This is a genomic window from Pseudarthrobacter sp. rb (assembly GCF_056389225.1).
The window spans coordinates 126,737-143,470 of sequence record NZ_JBWJAR010000008.1; the positions used below are offsets into that span (position 1 = coordinate 126,737).

Here is a 16,734-nt window from a genome sequence, read left to right on the forward strand (position 1 = left end):
CGTGCCGTCCTAGCCCTCTTCCGCGGTGAAGTGCCGGACCCAGTTGGCCGTGGCCAGCAGGCCGCCAAACGTGTAGAAGTGCAGGCCAACCTGCCCCGGGAGGTGTTGGTGGGGGCCGGGCGCGCGGTCGGCAAGGACGGCGGCCAGATCGTTCACGAACCGGTCCGGTCCGGCGTCGCCCATGAGGTTGGTCAGCGAGAAGCCGTATTTCTTGACGATCATCGCGTTGGCGCCCACCCCGAAACGGCGCGCAAAGCCGAGGAGCCGTTTTACTCCCGCCGGGCCGGGGGTTCCCACGCGGATTGGTGCCTGGATTCCCCTGGCCCGGACCTCGGCGATCCACGCAGCCACCGGTTCGGTGTCGAAAGCGAACTGCGTGATGATGGAGGCGCCAAGGTCCTGCGCGGCGAGGGCTGCGGTCTTGTCCTCCAGCGCCCGCCAGAGGTCCTCCTTGCGGATATCGGGATGGCCCTCCGGATATCCGCCGATTCCGACCTCCCGGACCCCGAACTGCTGCAGGAGGCCGGTGTTGACCAGCGCCAGGGAGTCTTCGTACGGGCCCTGCGGTTCTGCGGGGTCGCCGCCCACCACGAAAAGGTGCTCGGCGGCGCCCGCTTCCGCCAGGCGCTGGAGGAACTTTTCGAGGTCGCCCTTCGACGCCAGCCTGCGCGCCGAGACGTGCGGCACGGGGGTGAATCCCAGGTCCCGGGCGGCCTTGGCCGCGGCCACCCGCATCTCCAGGTCCTCGTTGCCGAGGAAGGTGACGTTGATGCGGGTGCCCGGCGGAATGCTGTCTTTTGCTTCGATGAGGGCGGGAATGTCCTTGCCGGTCATCTCCAGCGAGAAGTTCTTGATGAGTTCCAGGGATGCTGCCCGGTTTTGGGCGGGCATGATTCGAGTCGCCATCAGGTCATCCTTTCGGCGGGTGCAGCGGTGCACCCGCCTCCAAGATTACCTATGCACATAGGTAATGTCGATAGCTAATGACGGAATCCAGGACCTTCCGGCCCATCGTCCATCCCGGGCCTACCCTTCTGCTGCCTCCGGTTCCAGATGGGCGATGGCGCGGGTGTCCTGGAAGGCCCGGACCCCTTCAATGCCCTGTTCCCTGCCCATGCCGGACTGCTTCATTCCGCCGAATGGCGCGCGCAGGTCCAGCCGGGTTGCACCGTGGTCGTTAACCCAGACGTAGCCGCAGACCAGGCGTCCGCCCACGCGGTCGGCCGCTGCCGGATCGGCGGTCCACACAGAGCCGCACAGCCCCGCCCAGCTCGCGTTCGCCGCCTCCACCGCCTCGTCCTCCGTGTCGAACGGGATCAGGGGGATGACGGGCCCGAACTGTTCCAGGGTGACCACCCGCAGGGAAGGGTCCGGATCGATCACCAGTGCCGGACGCAGGAAGTTCCCGCCCTGCAGTGCAGGGTCCGAGGGAAGGGTTCCGAACTCCCTGACATCGGCACCGGCTTCCTTGGCCTCCTCGATGAGCTCAGCCACGAAGGCCTTCTGCACGGGGGAGTGCAGCGGACCCATGGTGGTCCCGTCGTCGAGCCCGTAGCCGATGACCGCCTTTTCAAGCCGCTGCGAGAGCCCCGCCACCACCTCGTCCAGGCGCGAACGGTGCACGTAAACCCGCTTCGCGTTCATGCAGATCTGGCCGGTGGTATCGAAGATCGCGGCGTAGAGCCGGTCCAGGTGGGTGTCATCGAGGACCGCGTCCGCGAGGATGACGGCGGCGTCGTTTCCGCCGAGTTCAAGCGTCACCCGGGTGAGTGACTTCGCAGCCATTTCCATGATGCGCTTGCCGCCGCCCACGCTCCCCGTGAAGCAGACCTTGGCGATGTCCGGGCTGGTGATGAGCGCAGCCATGTCCGCGTCCTTGCCGGTCACCACGTTCAGCACCCCTGGCGGCAGTTTTTCGGCAATCCGCTGGACCACGCGCGTCGTTGCCAGCGGCGCGGTGGGTGGCGGCTTAACGATTGCCGTGTTCCCCGCCAGCAGTGCGTGCGGCAGCGAGGCCGCGAGGATGGCAATGGGCCAGTTGAACGGCACGATGACCGTCACCACGCCCAGGGGCTGGAAAGTGACCGAGGTGGAGACGGGAATGCCGGGCGCGGGCGGCAGCACCTTGGCGGTGTCGACGTCGGGAGCCAGTTCCAGGGCGAGGTTCCACCTGATCTCGAACACCAGGGAGTCCACCCAGGCTTCCATGCGGATCTTGCCGTTTTCCTGCGAGAGGATGGCGGCATCCTCATCACGGAAATCCGCGATGCCCTCCAGTGCCTGCCGCATCCGGTCTGCGCGCTCCTGCGCCCCCAGTGCAGCCCATCCGGGGTAGGCCGCCTTCGCCGCAGCAATGGCGTCCTGGACGTCGGCCGCGCCGGCCGCCGCGGCGTGGCCCACGATGGTGCCGGGCTTGCCCGGATCGGCAATGTCCATGGTGGCGGCGGCCTGCCGTTCTGAGCCTCCGATGTAGAGGCCGGTGGTCACCGGGGCGGACGTGTCCACTGTGTTGGTCATGATGATGCACCTCTCTGTGCGGTACTGCAGGGATCCTTTAATTTTCTCACTGGCGGATGTTTGGCGTTCCGTGCGTATGGAACGTCTCGATGGTTTTCATGCCCCAGGCCTGCCCCTTCCTGCGCTCCTCCTGGCTCCACTCCACCACGGGCGAGTCCGGGTCCAGCAGCAGGCGGGCGCCGGCGTTGGCCAGTTCGATCCGGTTGCCGCCGGGCTCCCAGACGTAGAGGAAAAACGTCTGGTTGATGGCGTGCTTGTGCGGCCCGGACTCGATGTGGATCCCGTTTTCAAGGAAGATGTCCGCGGCCTTCAGGATGTCCTCGCGGGTATCCGGAGCGAAGGCAACGTGATGGAGCCGGTTGCCGTGCTTGAGCCAGTCGTCGGAGTACACGATGTCATAGGACTTGTTGTTGAAATGGAACCACCATGCGGCGTATCCGCCGTCGTCGAGCCGGATGCGTTCACTCTCCCGCCCGCACAGCGCGTGGGCCACGAACTCCCCGTTGGCCACCACATCCTTGGCCAGGAAATTGATGTGGTCCAGCCGGCGGGCGTTAACGCCCCGGCCGGGGAAGGCCGAGGCCTGGTTCTTCAGGGCGGGTTTGTCGTCCGTGGCCACGTACCGTTCGGTTGCGTAATAGATGCCCATGAGGTGCCCGTCGGGGTCCCGGAAGGAGTAGGTTGGCCCCGTTCCCACCTCACCGTCTTCCCAGCCGATGCCCAGGCCGGTGGCTTCGATGGCGGCGACCCGGCGCTCCAGCGCCTCCTGGCTGGTGGCCCGGAAGGTGGTACGCCCGACACCGGCATCGGCTGAGGCGGTGAGCTTGAGGGTGTAGAGCTGGTATTCGTCCCAGGTCCGCAGGTAGGCGGACTTCGTGCCCGCGCTGCTGGTCTCCGCTACGACGCGCATGGCGAGCAGGTCGCGGAAGAACCACAGGCTTTCCTCGAAGACGGGGGTCAGCAGTTCCACGTTTCCCAGGTGGGCGACGTCGAACGAGGTATACCCGGTCATGAAGCTGTCCTCTCTAAAGGGGTCGTTGTGCAGTCGTCACAGGCGCGGGCGCGGGAAGACGCGTCCTTCGAAAATCTTCCGTGCTGTCCTGAGGGCAGTTGAGCGGGTCACGGTATAGCCGTCCGGGGTCTTCTCGATGGCCACCTCGACATCAAAATGGCCGGTGGGGTGTTCCACCCGGAAGGGTTCCCCCGGTGAAGGAAGCGCGGCAAGGCCATGGCCCACCGACCCCTCCGACAAGACACCCGCCGCCACGGTGAGTGCTCCGAGCACGCCGATTGAGGTGTGGACCCGGACGGGAAGGAAGCTGCGGGTGGCTATGGCGCCCCCGGCCCGCGGCGGTGCCAGCAGCACCAGCTTGGGTACGGTGGCACCGCTGACATCGCCCATGCCCATCAGGCCCGCCGCTGCGAGGCGGAGCCCGGCGAGCCGTTCTGCCAGGCCTTCGTCTGCCTCAAGGTCTGCAGGGGCTTCCTGGCCGGTGATGCCCAGGTCGGCAGCTCGCATCAAAACGCTGGGCATTCCGTTGTCAACGCAGGTAAGGTCCACGCCCTCCGCGTGGTCCAGAGTCCTGCCCGTGGGGAACAGGGCACCCGTCGATGATCCCGCCGTGCCCTCGAAGTTGAGCCGGATGGCCGCTGCCGTTCCCGGAACGCCGTCGATTGCCACTGCCTCACCTGCCGCCGGGCCGCCGTCGTAATCCACCACCCCGCCGGGCGTGGCAAACCGCGCGGTGGCCATGCTGCCGGTGTTCACCATCCGGATGCGCACCTCGGTGTGGCCATCGGTGGGCTGCACCAGGCCCCGCTCCACGGCGAAGGGTCCCACGGCGGCAAGGATGTTTCCGCAGTTCTGGCGGCCGGTGACCAGTGCCGTGTCGACGCCGACCTGGAGGAAGAGGTAGTCGACGTCCGCGCCGGCGTCCGGGGACGGGGCGATGACCGCAACCTTGCTGGTCAGGGGGTGTGCCCCGCCGAGCCCGTCCACCTGCCGTGGATCGGGAGAGCCCATGATCCTCAGCAGCAGGTCGTCGCGTTCCGCGGGATCCGCGGGCAGGTCGGAGGCGAGGAACAGGGCACCCTTGGAGGTCCCTCCCCGCATGAGGAGGCAGGGGATCCCCTTAGTTTCGGGCATTTCCACCCTCGCGTTCCACGGCGGGCATGGTGCCTGGACGGCCCATGGTCAGTCCTTTCCGGCGGACAGTGCCAGACAACCATGCTCTGGAACTCTGGTCAAGACATCCGATACAATTTTGTTAGCAATCGTGTTGGTACTGGATGTCCCGGGCTGCTTTCCACCGTGGACCGAACGACGGAGTTCGCAGTGACAGGGATTTCGCAGTGACGGAGACTTTGCAGGAAGCGCTGGACCGCGCGGCTTCCCCGGTCCAGCTTTTGCGCGATTCCCCCGCCAGCCCCCATGTTTTCCCCGTGCGGGCCGAGTTCAGCAACTGGCGCTCCGAGCAGAATTCCTGGCGCAGCACCTGTGCCCTCCTCGACCAGTCGCACCACATGACCGATCTCTTCCTGTCCGGGCCGGGAGCGGAGGGGCTGCTTCGCGGGCTCGCGGTGAACTCCTTCGCGAATTTCCCCGTGGACCGCGCCAAGCAGTTCATCGCGGTGAACCATTCCGGACAACTCATCGGCGACGCCATCCTGGCTCACCTCGACGAACAGTCCTACAACCTCGTGGGGCACCCAATGGCCATCGACTGGGTGCAGTACCACGCCGAGTCCGGCGAACACGACGTGGACGTCTCCCGTGACGGGAACTCAATCGTCCGCGCCGGTGATCCCCGCCTGTTCCGCTTCGAGCTCCAGGGGCCCACCGCCCTGGCCATTGTCGAAAAGTTGACCGGTGCCCCGGTGCCGCAGCTTGGGTTCTTCCACATGGGGCGCTTTCCGATCGCCGGGCTGCAGGTCCGCGGGATCCGGCACGGCATGGCGGGACAACCGGGGTATGAGCTCTTCGGACCCTGGGCCGAGGGCGCCCGCGTCAGGGACGCGCTGCTGCAGGCGGGCGGCGAATTCGGCCTGACCCAGGTGGGGGCAAAGGGCTATTCGACGGCGAACCTTGAGTCCGGCTGGGTGCCCTCACCAGTGCCGGCGGTCTTCACGGACGAACGGTTGCGTGGCTACCGCGAATGGCTTCCGGCGTCAGCTGCCGGTTCACTCGGGGGAAGTTTCGATTCAGCGGACATCGAGGACTACTTCGTCACCCCGTACGAGCTCGGGTATGGCCGCTCGGTCGCGTTCGACCACGACTTCGTGGGGCGGGATGCGCTTGAAGCGCTCTCCCGGACCTCCTCCCGCCGCAAGGTGACGCTCGTCTGGAACCCCGACGACGTCCAGGACGTGATGGGTTCCATCCTGCGTCCCGGGATTCCCGCCAAGTACATCGAACTGCCCAAGGCCCGCTACGCCCTCTTCCAGGTGGACCGGGTCCTCCAGGACGGCAGGACGGTGGGCCAGTCCTTTGACTGCGGCTACATCGCCAACGAGCACTCCTTTGTTTCCCTGGCGGCCGTGGACAACCTTGAGGACGGTGCCGAGGTCACTGTGCTCTGGGGCGAAGAGCCCAACTCCGCCAAACTGCAGGTGGAACCCCACCGTCAGGTCCCCATCCGAGCGACCGTCGCCCCCGCTCCTTTCGTGCAATACGCACGCGAGAGCTACCGCGCCACCCACTGAACCGAAGGAGAAAGCCCATGGCCCCGAAATCCCTGCAGGACGTGCTTGATGCGGCGGGCAACACCGTCGAACTGCTGCGCAATTCCCAGCTCGGCACCTACATCTATCCGGTGGTTCCCGCCGAGTTCACCAACTGGCGGCGCGAGCAGCGCGCATGGCGTGAAACGGCGGTGCTCTATGACCAGTCCCACCATATGGTCAACTTCTTCGTGAAGGGCCCCGATGCCCTGAAGCTCTTCTCGGACACGGGCATCAACAGCTTTGCCAACTTCCCGGTGAACACCGCAAAGCAGTTCGTTCCCACGGCCTCCAACGGCGGAGTCATCGGCGACGGCATCCTGTTCCACCTGGAAGAGCAGGAGTTTGTCTACGTTGGCCGCGCGCCGGCCGCCAACTGGCTCCAGTTCCACGCCGAAACCGGCGGATACGACGTCGAATGCACCTACGATGACAGGTCTCCGTCGCGCCCCTACGGCCAGGCAGTCACCCGGAAGTATTACCGTTTCCAGATCCAGGGCCCCAGCGCCTGGCAGATCATCGAGAAGCTCAACGGCGGAACGCTTGAGCAGGTGAAGTTCTTCCACATGGGCCACCTGGCCATCGCCGGGGAACAGGTCCGCACGCTGCGCCACGGCATGGCGGGGGCCCCGGGGCTGGAAATCTGGGGACCCTACGAACAGCACGGAAAAATCCGGGATGCCGTGCTCGAGGCCGGGACTGAGTTCGGGCTGGAACCGTGCGGGTCGCGGGCCTACTCCTCGAACACGCTCGAATCGGGTTGGATCCCCTCGCCGCTGCCGGCAATCTACAGCAGCGATGCCGAGCGCGCCTACCGTGAATGGCTGCCGGCAACCAGCTATGAGGCGGTCAATGCGCTCGCCGGCTCTTTCGTCTCCGGCAACATCGAGGACTACTACCTGACCCCCTGGGAACTGGGCTACGGCTCCTTCGTAAAATTCGACCACGATTTCATCGGGCGGGACGCCCTCCAGAAGGTCGATCCTGCCGCACAGCGGAAAAAGGTAACCCTCGCCTGGAACGATGAGGACCTGGCCACCATCTGGGCCTCGTTCCTGGACCGCGACAAGCCCGGCTACCAGTTCTTCGACGTCCCCAACGCCAACTACGGATCGTCCAACTACGACTCCGTCATCGATGCCGACGGAACGGGAGTGGGGTTGTCGCTCTTCACCGGCGTGACGGCCAACGAACGCCGCGGCCTCTCGCTGGCCACGGTGGACCCCAACGTGGAGATCGGTACCGAGGTCCGTGTCGTCTGGGGTGAACCCGATGGCGGCTCCCGCAAGACCACCGTGGAACCGCATGAGCAGATCAGTGTCCGGGCGGTGGTCAGCCCGGCGCCCTACGCGGTCACCGCCCGGACCGAATACCACGGCGGCTGGCGGACCGCGGCCGCCGGTGCACGGTAGTCCGGCGGGAACGGCCGGCCGGTCTGTTGCCGTCCTGGGCCTGGGGGAAGCCGGGAGCATCTACGCCCAGGATTTGGCCGGCCGTGGATTGCGGGTCACGGGAACGGACCCTGCCGTCGACGCAGTCCCGCCCGGGGTGCTGCGGGCCCCTGGCATCAGTGAAGCGGTGGCGGGCGCCGGCCTGGTGATCAGCCTGGTGGGAGCCCGCGCGGCGGAATCCGTCCTTGACGAGGCGCTGGCCGCCATGGACCCGGCGGCCATCTTCGCGGACCTCAACACCGCCGGACCGGACCAAAAGCGGCAGCTCGCGGAACGGGCGGCCGGGAGCGGCGTCCTTTTCGCCGATGTCGCCGTCCTGGCGCCCGTTCCGCGGGGCCGGATCAATTCGCCCCTGCTGGTCAGCGGCACGGGGGCGGACGCGTTGGTGGCCCTCTTCACCGGATGGGGCATCCCGGCCAGCAACGCCGGGAGCGAAGCGGGTGCGGCGGCCGGCCGGAAGCTGCTCCGCAGCGTCTTCATGAAGGGGCTGGCCGCCACTGTCCTGGAGTCAGTCACGGCCGCCGAGGCGGCGGGGGCAAAAGACTGGGTCATCAGCCAGATTGCAGCGGAACTGGGCCCGTCAGGCGATGCGCTGGTGGAGCGGATGCTTGAGGGCACGCGGCTGCATGCCGTCCGCAGGGAGGCGGAGATGGTTGAGGTGCGGGACTTCCTGGAGTCGCTCGGGACAGCCCATCCGGTAACGGACGCCAGCATCGAGTGGCTGCATTCGCTCGCACTCCGGCAGCAGGAGCTGGAGGAGGAACAGGCTGCGGACAGTCCTTCCTGACTACGCCCGCCACCGTCTTCCCGGACCTGCTATGCCACCCGCCAGACGCTGCACTCGTCTGTATTGATTGCTTTGCGCACGCCGCTGATGCGGTCCAGGATCCAGACCACACCGATGCCGGGCGCTGTTTCCTGGACGCTGCCGCGGCGGATCACCACGTCGTCGTAGGAGGGCCCCACCGACAGGCGGGCTTCGATTTCATCGCCGCGGTGGAGCTGGTCCAGGGCGCGGACTCTTGTTACATGCGTGGTCGCTTTCTTCAACATCGCTGGGGCCTCCTGGCTGGAGCTGGTGCCGGCTCTTGCCTGCACTACCAAGTGTGGGCCTGGAATGTTGCGTACCGGTTTCCCCGCGGTTAGGGCCCGGTTAGTTCTTCGCGCCGCCGCGGTTTCAGGCTGCGGCCCCGCTCCGGTAGGCCGCCAGGAATGTGGAAATCCTCCGGACGGCTTCCTCGATGTCCAGCACCGAGGGAAGGATGACAAAGCGGAAGTGGTCCGGCGCGGGCCAGTTGAAGGCCGAACCGTGGGAGACCAGGATCTTTTGGTCCCGGAGCAGGTCCAGGACGAATTTCTCGTCGCTCTCGATCGGGTACAGCTCCGGGTCAAGGCGCGGGAACAGGTACATGGCGCCCGACGCCGGGACGCACGTGACGCCGGGAATGGCCGTGAGCAGTTTGTGGGCAAGGTCCCGCTGTTCGCGCAGCCGGCCGCCCGGCTTCACCAGCGCATCAATGCTTTGGTAGCCGCCGAGGCAGGTCTGGATGGCGTGCTGGGCGGGAACGTTGGCGCACAGGCGCAGCGACGCCAGCAGTTCCAATGCTTCACGGTAGGCGGCGGTGGCGGCCAGCGGGCCGGTAATTGCCACCCACCCGGCCCGGTAGCCCGGCATCCGGTAGGCCTTGGACAAGCCGCTGAAGGTCAGGCAGCACACGTCCTCCGCCACCGCAGCGGTGTGTATGTGCGTGGCGTCTTCATAAAGCACTTTCTCGTAGATCTCGTCGGAGAAAAGAACCAGGTTGTGCTTCCGGGCCAGGCCGGCGAACTGTTCCAGGATGTGCCGGGGGTAGACGGCCCCGGTGGGGTTGTTCGGGTTGATGATCACGATGCCCTTGGTGCGGTTGGTGATCTTCGCTTCCACATCGGCCAGGTCCGGCCACCAGTTCTCCGCCTCGTCGCAGACGTAGTGGACGGGCTTGCCGCCGGTCAGGGTCACGGCGGCGGTCCACAGGGGGTAGTCAGGTGCCGGGACCAGGATTTCGTCGCCGTTCTCCATGAAGGCCTGCAGGCACATGGAGATCAGTTCGCTGACGCCGTTGCCGATGACGATGTCCTCGACCCCGATGTTCATCAGGCCTCGGGTCTGGTAGTACTGCGAGATGGCGGTCCGGGCCGTGAAGATGCCCTTTGAATCGCTGTAGCCCTGGGCGCCGCGAAGGTGGTGGATCATGTCCACCACCACAGACTCGGGCGCTTCCAGCCCGAAGGGTGCCGTGTCCCCGAGGTTCATCTTGAGGATCCGGTGCCCTTCGGCCTCCATGTTCTTGGCGGCCTCGAGGATCGGTCCGCGGAGTTCGTAGCGGACGTTCCGGAGTTTGCTGGAGTGTTGCATGGCGCGCATGGTTGATCTTTTCACAAAGCACGACGGCGGGCGGCGGCTCCACACCTTTCCGCCACACGTGCGGGAGGGGAGGACCCGGTCCAACCCCTCATCCCGTCCGTTACGGCGCCAGCCGGTCGCCTTTCCGGTGCACGCGGAACCAGCGGTAGCCGTAGCGTCCCAGCTCCACCTGGAATCCGCCGTCGGGATCCAGGTCGACGTTGCCGCCGTCGAACAGGTCCAGCAGCATGGCACCGCGGAATGCCTGCGCCGGGCCGTCCCCCGGCCCCACCTTCCCGCTCACCTTCACCGGATCCTCGCCAAAGTTGTGCAGCAGTACCAGCGTGCCGCCGCCGGAACTGCAGGCATGGGCGAACACCGCCGGCTCAGGCTGGTCGATGACCCCAAACTCGCCCCACCCCAGCTCAGGGGCCTCCCGGTAGCGGGCGATCAGCGTGGCCATGAAGGTGAACAGGGACTCCGGGTCCCGTTTGCCCGCCGCCGCGTTGACCTGCTCCGGCCCGTAATCCCCGCGCACCAGCGGTGCCACCAGGTCCGAGGCCTTGGCGTTGGAAAAGCCGCCGTTCTTTTCGCTGTTCCACTGCATCGGCGTGCGGACGGCGGCCCGGCTCTTTTGCCGGAGGTCCTCACCCATGCCTATCTCCTCGCCATAGAAGATCACGGGGGTGCCTGGCAGGGAGAACATCAGGGAGTACACCATCCGGATCCGTTCCTGGTCCCCGCCCAGCATCGGGGGCAACCTCCGCCGCAGCCCCCTGCCGTAGACCTGCATGTTCTTCTCCGGCCCAAAGGCTGCGAAGACCTCCTGCCGCTCCCCGTCGCTGAGCTTGTCCAGCGTGAGCTCGTCATGGTTCCGCACGAACATGGCCCATTGGTTGTCCGGGTTTATGGGCGGCCGGCTCTTGAGCGTTTCCGCCAGCGGCCTGGCGTCCTTCCGGGCCAGTGACAGGTAGATGTGCTGCATGGACATGAAGTCGAACTGCATGTTCAGCTCACTGCCCTCCGGGCCGCCGAAGTACTCGAGCTGCTCCTTGTAGGGCAAGTTCACTTCGCCCAGCAGCACGGCGCTGCCGTTGCGCCGGTTCAGGAAGCTGCGCAGCGCGCTGAGGTAGCCATGCGGGTTGATGTTTGCTGCCTGGTCCTTGGGTTGGCCCCTGATTTCCAGGAAGAACGGCACGGCGTCCAGCCGGAAGCCGTCCAGCCCCAGTTCCAGCCAGAGTCCCATGGCTTTTGCGATCTGGTCGCGGACTTTCGGGTTTGTGACGTTCAGGTCCGGCTGGTACTTGGCAAACATGTGCAGGTACCACTCGCCGGTGGCCTCGTCGAGGGTCCAGAGCGAGTTCTCCTCCCCAGGGAACACCACCTCGGCGGAGGTGTCCGGGGGTGTGTCCTGCCGCCACACGTAGAAGTCGCGGTACGGGTTGTCGGTTGATTTCCGGGCCGCCACGAACCAGGGGTGCTGGTCGGAGGTGTGGTTGACCACGAAGTCGGCGATGACCCGCAGGCCCCGGTCCTTGGCGGCACGGATGAACTCCACCAGGTCGCCCAGCGTGCCGAGCCGCGGGTCCACGCTGAAGAAGTCAGTCACGTCGTAGCCGTCGTCCCGGTCCGGGGACGGGTAGAACGGCATCAGCCAGATGCACGTCACGCCCAGTGCGGCGAGATAGTCCACCCGCTGGGTCAGGCCGGCAAAGTCACCGGTGCCGTCGCCGTCGTCGTCAAAGAACGTCTCTACGTCCAGGCAGTAGATGACGGCGTTCTTCCACCACAGGTCGGACGTCTCCGCGATCCTCATGCCGGAGACCCCGACGCCGGATTGGCAGCCGCGCGGACCAGCTGAGGTTCAGAGGGGGTTCCGGCAGCAGCGGTTCCGCGGGTGCGCAGCTGCGGCAGGACGCCTGCGGCGAACGCGTCGATGAAGGGGGCCTGCTCCTGACCCACGAAGTGCAGGTACAGCTCGTCGAAGCCCAGCTCCGCATACCCGCCCAGCCAGTCCACGTGCTCGGCCAGGCTGGCGGAGACGTTGACCGTGCTGCGGACCTGCTCTTCGTGCACGTGCTCGCCCACGCCGTCGAAATGTCCTGCGGTGGGCAGGTCCCAGGGGATGGGCGGTGCGAACGTGTTGGTCCGCCACTGGTCCATGGCGATGGCTGCCGCCTCATCCCCGCTCCGCGCCCAGGAAAGGTGCACCTGCAGCACGGCCTTCCCCCTGCCCCCGCTGTCGCGGTAGGCGGCCAGCATTTCACGCAGCTTCGGCGCGGGCTGGTTGACGGTGACCAGCCCGTCCGCCCAGGCCGCTGCCCGACGCGCCGTGTCCACACTGATGGCCGGCGCGATTAACGGCGGCGGGGCACCGGGGACACCCCAAATCCGCGCCTGCTCCACCGTCACCAGGCCCCGGTGCGTGACCTCCTCGCCGCGGTGCAGCCGGCGGATCACGTCCACGCATTCCTCCAGCCGGCGCTGCCTGATGTCCTTCGGCGGCCAGGGGTCCCCGGTGACATGCTCATTCATGTTTTCACCGCTCCCCGGGGCAAACCAGAACCTGCCGGGAAACATGCTGGCCAAGGTTGCGGAGGCGTGCGCGATGATCGTGGGGTGGTACCGCTGGCCGGGTGCGGTCACCACTCCGAAGCGCAGGCCGGTGGTGGCCAGCGCTGCCCCCAGCCAGGACCAGGCGAAACCGGAGTGACCCTGGCGCGCTGACCAGGGCTCGATGTGGTCCGAGCACATGGCCGCATCGAAGCCGGCGCGTTCCGCGTGCTGGACGTCTTTGAGCAGCTGGCCGGGACTTATCTGTTCGTGCGATGCGTGAAAACCGACAGTTACCATCGATAACCTCTACCGTCCCGCACCGTGCCGTGTCGAGGGTTCGCCGGAAATTCAGCGGGCCCGGGCCACTTGTCGGATAAGTTGGAGACTTGTGGTACTGCGTTCTGGCTGACGGTGGGAACGCAGTCGATGGAAGGGAAGTACCTCGATGGGCGGCGTGCTGATCGGGCTGGCGGTGATCGGCGTCGTCATAGCTGCCGGGTATATCGCCGCGCGCTGCGGCCTGGGCGATGAAGCCACCATCTCGGCGCTGACCCGGACCGCCTTTTTCATCACCAACCCGGTACTGCTTTTCACAGTGGTGCTTAAGTCGGATTTGTCCGTGGTCTTCTCCGCCTATGTTCCGCTTGCCATGATCACCGCCGCGGTGACCGCGCTGCTTTATGTGGCCGCCAGCCGCATCTGGTTCCGCAGGCCGCTGGCCGAAACGGCAGTGGGCGCGATGGCCGGCTCCTACGTTAATGCCAACAACATCGGCATCCCCATCACCCTCTATGCCCTGGGTGACGCCACTCCCGTGGCCCCGGTCCTGCTGGTCCAGCTGCTCCTGTTCGCCCCGCTGGTCCTGACGCTTCTTGACCTCAGCGAAGCCGGCCGGTTCTCGCCCCGGCTGATGCTGACGCAGCCCTTCCGCAACCCCATGATCATCGCCTCGCTCCTGGGCGTGGTTCTGGCCGCGTTCCACGTGCAGCTGCCGGCCCCGGTGATGGCACCGCTCACCCTCCTGGGCGGTGCGGCCGTCCCGGTGGTGCTGCTGGCGTTCGGCATGTCACTGCACGGCACCAAAATGCTCCGAAGCGGCGGCCACACGGCCGAAATCCTTACTGCCACGGCACTGAAGTCCACCGTGATGCCGGCGGTGGCCTTCGTCGTCGGGCGCTTCCTCTTGAACCTGGACCACCACATGCTCCTGGGCGTGGTGCTGATGGCAGCGCTGCCCTCGGCCCAGAACGTGTTCCTGTTCGCCAGCAAATACGGGCGCGGCGTGGCCGTGGCGCGGGAAACCATCCTGCTCTCCACGGCCGCCGCTGCGCCGGTGCTGGTGCTCATCGTTTGGCTGTTGGCAGCCTGAAGCGGGCGCGCCGCCCTACCGCCCCGGCCACGGGCCGGGCAAGAATGGGCACATGGAACTTCCCGTGATGCCGCCCGTCCCGCCCATGCTCGCCAAGGCCGTCAGCGGCATCGACGGCATTCCCGGCAGCGGGGACCTCAGCTACGAACCCAAGTGGGACGGCTTCCGGTCCATCATTTTCCGTGACGGTGATGACCTGGAGATCGGCAGCCGCAACGAAAAACCCATGACCCGGTACTTCCCGGAACTCGTGGCGGCGCTCAAGGAGAACCTGCCGCCGCGCTGCGTGGTGGACGGCGAGATCATCCTGGTGGGGGCGTCCGGGGACAGGCTCGATTTCGACACCCTGCAGCAGCGCATCCATCCTGCTGCCAGCCGCGTGAAGCTGCTGGCGGAGCAAACCCCGGCAAGCTTTGTGGCTTTTGACCTCCTGGCCCTCGGCGATGAGGACTACACCGGCAGGCCCTTTGCGGAGCGGCGCGCTGCGCTGGAGAAGGCGCTCGCCGCGAGCAAGGCACCAGTGCATCTCACCGCCGCCACCACGGACAAGGACACGGCCGGGCACTGGTTCGAACAGTTCGAGGGGGCCGGGCTGGACGGCATCGTGGCCAAGCGGCTAAACGGCCGGTACGAACCCGACAAGCGGGTGATGTTCAAGGTCAAGCACGAGCGCACCGCGGACTGCGTGGTGGCCGGCTACCGCCTGCACAAGAGCGGGCCGGACGCCATCGGCTCACTGCTGCTGGGCCTGTACAAGGACGACGGCGGCCTGGCAAGCGTGGGTGTGATCGGCGCCTTCCCGATGAAGCGGCGGCAGGAGCTCTTCCAGGAACTCCAACCACTGGTGACCGATTTCGACAACCACCCCTGGGCCTGGGCCAAGCAGGAAGAAGGCGAACGGACCCCGCGGAACGCGGAGGGCAGCCGCTGGAGCGCCGGCAAGGACCTGTCCTTCGTTCCGCTCCGGCCCGAACTGGTGGTGGAGGTCCGCTACGACCACATGGAGGGTGACCGGTTCCGCCACACGGCCCAGTTCAACCGCTGGCGGCCGGACCGGGAACCGGAATCCTGCACCTACGCGCAGCTGGAGGAGCCGGTGAACTTCGATCTCGCCTCGGTGCTGGAGACCGGCCGGGGGTAGCGGCAGGCTCTCGGTCGTCACAAACTGGCCCGGTTTTAAAGGGGGAGAGCCCGCCATTTGGGGAATGGCGGGCTCTCCGGCCTGAAAACCGGTCCAGTCTGTACGCGGCGGACGGCCTACTTCAGGCCGAGCTGCTTGGTGGGGGTCCGGAAGGATTCCTTGGCGGTCAGGGCTGAAACAGCGGCCACGGCGCAGATGATGGCAGTGAAGATGCTGATCTGCACCCAGCCGCCGGGCTTGATGCCGCCCATGGCCGCGACGATGGCCGGCGCGAACCCTGCCATCAGGAAGCCCAGCTGGGTTCCGATGGCGAGGCCGGAGAAGCGGACCTTGGTGCTGAACATTTCGGCGTAGAAGGAAGGCCAGACGGCATTGGCCGCCGCGTAACCGCATGAGAAGTAGCCGATGGCGGCCAGGAACATCAGCGGGACGCTGTGGGACTCCAGGCTCAGCAGGAAAACGGGGGTGAGGACCGCGCTGGCCACGGCGCCGTAGATGAAGACGGGCTTGCGGCCGATCTTGTCCGCCAGCATTCCGAAGAGCGGCTGGGTGCCCAGGGCCACGATGTTGGCGGCAACCACCAGCCACAGGGTGGTGGTGCCGTCCACGCCTGCCACGGTCTTGGCGTAACTGATGGCCAGGGTGCCGAACACAGTGGAAACGGCGGCGATGAAGGCGCAGCAGATCACGCGGAGGACGTCGCGCCAGTGGCCCTTGAGGAGGTCTGCCACGGGCAGCTTGGCGATCTGCGCGTTCTTCCGGGCTTCCTCGAAGGCGGGCGGCTCGTGCAGGGTGCGGCGGATAAGGAACGCCACCACAACCACCGCGGCGCTCAGCCAGAACGGGATGCGCCAGCCGATGCCGAACTTGATCTCGTCCGGCAGGGCCAGGACAGGGATGAACACCAGGGCCGCGAGGATCTGGCCGCCCTGGGTGCCGGTGAGGGTCCAGGAGGTGAAGAAGGAACGGCGGTTGTCCGGGGCGTGCTCCAGGGTCATGGAGGAGGCGCCGGCCTGCTCGCCTGCAGCGGAGAGGCCCTGGCACAGGCGGGCCAGCACCAGCAGCGCCGGAGCCCACCAGCCGACCGTACGGAAGTCGGGCAGGCAGCCGATGACGAAGGTGGAAGCACCCATGAGCACCAGGGTGAACATGAGCACTTTCTGGCGGCCCACCCGGTCGCCGAAGTGGCCCAGGATGACGGCGCCGATGGGCCGTGCCACGTACGCGAACCCGAAGGTGGCGAAGGACATGATGGCGGCGTTGGCATCGGCGCTGGGGAAGAAGACCGTGGGGAAGATCAGCGCTGCGGCCGAGCCAAAGATGAAGAAGTCATAGTATTCGACGGCGCTGCCCAGGAAGCTGGCGAGGGCGGCCTTCCTGGGTGTTCCGGCGGAGGTGAGGGCACCCGCCCCTGCGGACGGAAGTGTCTTGCTCATGGTGTTCCTTTGGTGTGACGACATTGTCGCGGATGGATCTGGGGGTCGCAGCCGCCGAGGCCTTGGTGCGGGCGGGGGATGCGGCTGGAGTCCGGTGGAAAGACCCGGCAGTTGTAGCCACATGGTGGGAGCTACTTTTGCGATACAGAAACTATGACTGT

General features: G+C 66.5%; 14 protein-coding genes. 5 read left to right on the forward strand and 9 right to left on the reverse strand.

Going from position 1 to position 16,734, the window contains the following annotated elements; all coding sequences use genetic code 11:
- Window positions 1-9 precede the first annotated feature (9 nt).
- The 4 genes from ACWRN3_RS12755 to ACWRN3_RS12770 form a co-directional block, all read right to left on the reverse strand.
- Complete coding sequence (locus ACWRN3_RS12755) at window positions 10-906, reverse strand: methylenetetrahydrofolate reductase (protein ID WP_476740838.1); 897 nt, start codon at window positions 904-906, stop codon at window positions 10-12.
- 120 nt (window positions 907-1,026) lie between these two features.
- On the reverse strand, window positions 1,027-2,517 hold the full coding sequence (locus tag ACWRN3_RS12760; protein ID WP_476740839.1) for an aldehyde dehydrogenase family protein: 1,491 nt from the start codon (window positions 2,515-2,517) through the stop codon (window positions 1,027-1,029).
- A gap of 46 nt (window positions 2,518-2,563) precedes the next feature.
- Complete coding sequence (locus ACWRN3_RS12765; RefSeq protein ID WP_255173753.1) at window positions 2,564-3,529, reverse strand: VOC family protein; 966 nt, start codon at window positions 3,527-3,529, stop codon at window positions 2,564-2,566.
- 36 nt (window positions 3,530-3,565) lie between these two features.
- Window positions 3,566-4,663 carry a 4-oxalomesaconate tautomerase gene (locus ACWRN3_RS12770; RefSeq protein WP_476740840.1) on the reverse strand — a complete coding sequence of 366 codons (1,098 nt, stop codon included), beginning with the start codon at window positions 4,661-4,663 and terminating at the stop codon, window positions 3,566-3,568.
- Between the two features lie 206 nt (window positions 4,664-4,869).
- Between ACWRN3_RS12770 and ACWRN3_RS12775 the strand changes: the two genes are divergently transcribed.
- The 3 genes from ACWRN3_RS12775 to ACWRN3_RS12785 are packed head-to-tail and all read left to right on the forward strand — an operon-like array spanning window position 4,870 to window position 8,475.
- Complete coding sequence (locus ACWRN3_RS12775) at window positions 4,870-6,219, forward strand: aminomethyl transferase family protein (protein ID WP_476740841.1); 1,350 nt, start codon at window positions 4,870-4,872, stop codon at window positions 6,217-6,219.
- A 17-nt stretch (window positions 6,220-6,236) separates the two neighbouring features.
- Entirely contained in the window at window positions 6,237-7,649 is a 1,413-nt protein-coding gene (gene ligM / locus ACWRN3_RS12780; RefSeq protein WP_324643554.1) for a vanillate/3-O-methylgallate O-demethylase, read from the forward strand.
- Window positions 7,639-8,475 carry an NAD(P)-dependent oxidoreductase gene (locus tag ACWRN3_RS12785; protein ID WP_476740842.1) on the forward strand — a complete coding sequence of 279 codons (837 nt, stop codon included), beginning with the start codon at window positions 7,639-7,641 and terminating at the stop codon, window positions 8,473-8,475. The genes ligM and ACWRN3_RS12785 overlap by 11 nt, the downstream gene beginning before the upstream one ends.
- A gap of 29 nt (window positions 8,476-8,504) precedes the next feature.
- On the opposite strand, the gene ACWRN3_RS12790 is transcribed toward ACWRN3_RS12785, so the two are convergent.
- The 4 genes from ACWRN3_RS12790 to ACWRN3_RS12805 form a co-directional block, all read right to left on the reverse strand.
- Entirely contained in the window at window positions 8,505-8,741 is a 237-nt protein-coding gene (locus ACWRN3_RS12790) for a hypothetical protein (RefSeq protein ID WP_141158887.1), read from the reverse strand.
- Window positions 8,742-8,865: 124 nt separating this feature from the next.
- Entirely contained in the window at window positions 8,866-10,092 is a 1,227-nt protein-coding gene (locus tag ACWRN3_RS12795) for a pyridoxal phosphate-dependent aminotransferase (RefSeq protein WP_255173748.1), read from the reverse strand.
- Window positions 10,093-10,192: 100 nt separating this feature from the next.
- Window positions 10,193-11,887 carry an alpha-amylase family protein gene (locus tag ACWRN3_RS12800; RefSeq protein ID WP_476740843.1) on the reverse strand — a complete coding sequence of 565 codons (1,695 nt, stop codon included), beginning with the start codon at window positions 11,885-11,887 and terminating at the stop codon, window positions 10,193-10,195.
- A complete protein-coding gene (locus ACWRN3_RS12805; protein ID WP_476740844.1) occupies window positions 11,884-12,924 on the reverse strand; it encodes a TIGR03885 family FMN-dependent LLM class oxidoreductase in 1,041 nt (346 codons plus the stop codon). The genes ACWRN3_RS12800 and ACWRN3_RS12805 overlap by 4 nt, the downstream gene beginning before the upstream one ends.
- Before the next feature lie 148 nt (window positions 12,925-13,072).
- On the opposite strand from ACWRN3_RS12805, the gene ACWRN3_RS12810 reads away from it, so the two are divergent.
- Together ACWRN3_RS12810 and ACWRN3_RS12815 are read left to right on the forward strand one after the other, a co-directional pair.
- Window positions 13,073-13,996, forward strand: coding sequence for an AEC family transporter (locus tag ACWRN3_RS12810; protein WP_476740845.1), 924 nt, complete (start codon window positions 13,073-13,075; stop codon window positions 13,994-13,996).
- A gap of 52 nt (window positions 13,997-14,048) precedes the next feature.
- Window positions 14,049-15,137 (forward strand): ATP-dependent DNA ligase, encoded by a 1,089-nt coding sequence (locus tag ACWRN3_RS12815; protein ID WP_476740846.1) that lies wholly within the window; start codon window positions 14,049-14,051, stop codon window positions 15,135-15,137.
- Between the two features lie 116 nt (window positions 15,138-15,253).
- Here the strand turns inward: ACWRN3_RS12815 and ACWRN3_RS12820 are convergent, their stop codons facing one another.
- On the reverse strand, window positions 15,254-16,573 hold the full coding sequence (locus tag ACWRN3_RS12820; protein WP_476740847.1) for an MFS transporter: 1,320 nt from the start codon (window positions 16,571-16,573) through the stop codon (window positions 15,254-15,256).
- Between the last annotated feature and the right edge of the window lie 161 nt (window positions 16,574-16,734).

Excerpts from the sequence above, each read along its gene's own strand:
- ACWRN3_RS12800 (WP_476740843.1), bottom strand. The coding sequence starts at position 11,887 with ATGAGGATCGCGGAGACGTCCGACCTGTGGTGGAAGAACGCCGTCATC.
- ligM (WP_324643554.1), top strand. The coding sequence starts at position 6,237 with ATGGCCCCGAAATCCCTGCAGGACGTGCTTGATGCGGCGGGCAACACC.
- ACWRN3_RS12815 (WP_476740846.1), top strand. The coding sequence starts at position 14,049 with ATGGAACTTCCCGTGATGCCGCCCGTCCCGCCCATGCTCGCCAAGGCC.
- ACWRN3_RS12760 (WP_476740839.1), bottom strand. The coding sequence starts at position 2,517 with ATGACCAACACAGTGGACACGTCCGCCCCGGTGACCACCGGCCTCTAC.
- ACWRN3_RS12790 (WP_141158887.1), bottom strand. The coding sequence starts at position 8,741 with ATGTTGAAGAAAGCGACCACGCATGTAACAAGAGTCCGCGCCCTGGAC.
- ACWRN3_RS12810 (WP_476740845.1), top strand. The coding sequence starts at position 13,073 with ATGGGCGGCGTGCTGATCGGGCTGGCGGTGATCGGCGTCGTCATAGCT.
- ACWRN3_RS12755 (WP_476740838.1), bottom strand. The coding sequence starts at position 906 with ATGGCGACTCGAATCATGCCCGCCCAAAACCGGGCAGCATCCCTGGAA.
- ACWRN3_RS12795 (WP_255173748.1), bottom strand. The coding sequence starts at position 10,092 with ATGCGCGCCATGCAACACTCCAGCAAACTCCGGAACGTCCGCTACGAA.
- ACWRN3_RS12770 (WP_476740840.1), bottom strand. The coding sequence starts at position 4,663 with ATGCCCGAAACTAAGGGGATCCCCTGCCTCCTCATGCGGGGAGGGACC.
- ACWRN3_RS12765 (WP_255173753.1), bottom strand. The coding sequence starts at position 3,529 with ATGACCGGGTATACCTCGTTCGACGTCGCCCACCTGGGAAACGTGGAA.
- ACWRN3_RS12805 (WP_476740844.1), bottom strand. The coding sequence starts at position 12,924 with ATGGTAACTGTCGGTTTTCACGCATCGCACGAACAGATAAGTCCCGGC.
- ACWRN3_RS12820 (WP_476740847.1), bottom strand. The coding sequence starts at position 16,573 with ATGAGCAAGACACTTCCGTCCGCAGGGGCGGGTGCCCTCACCTCCGCC.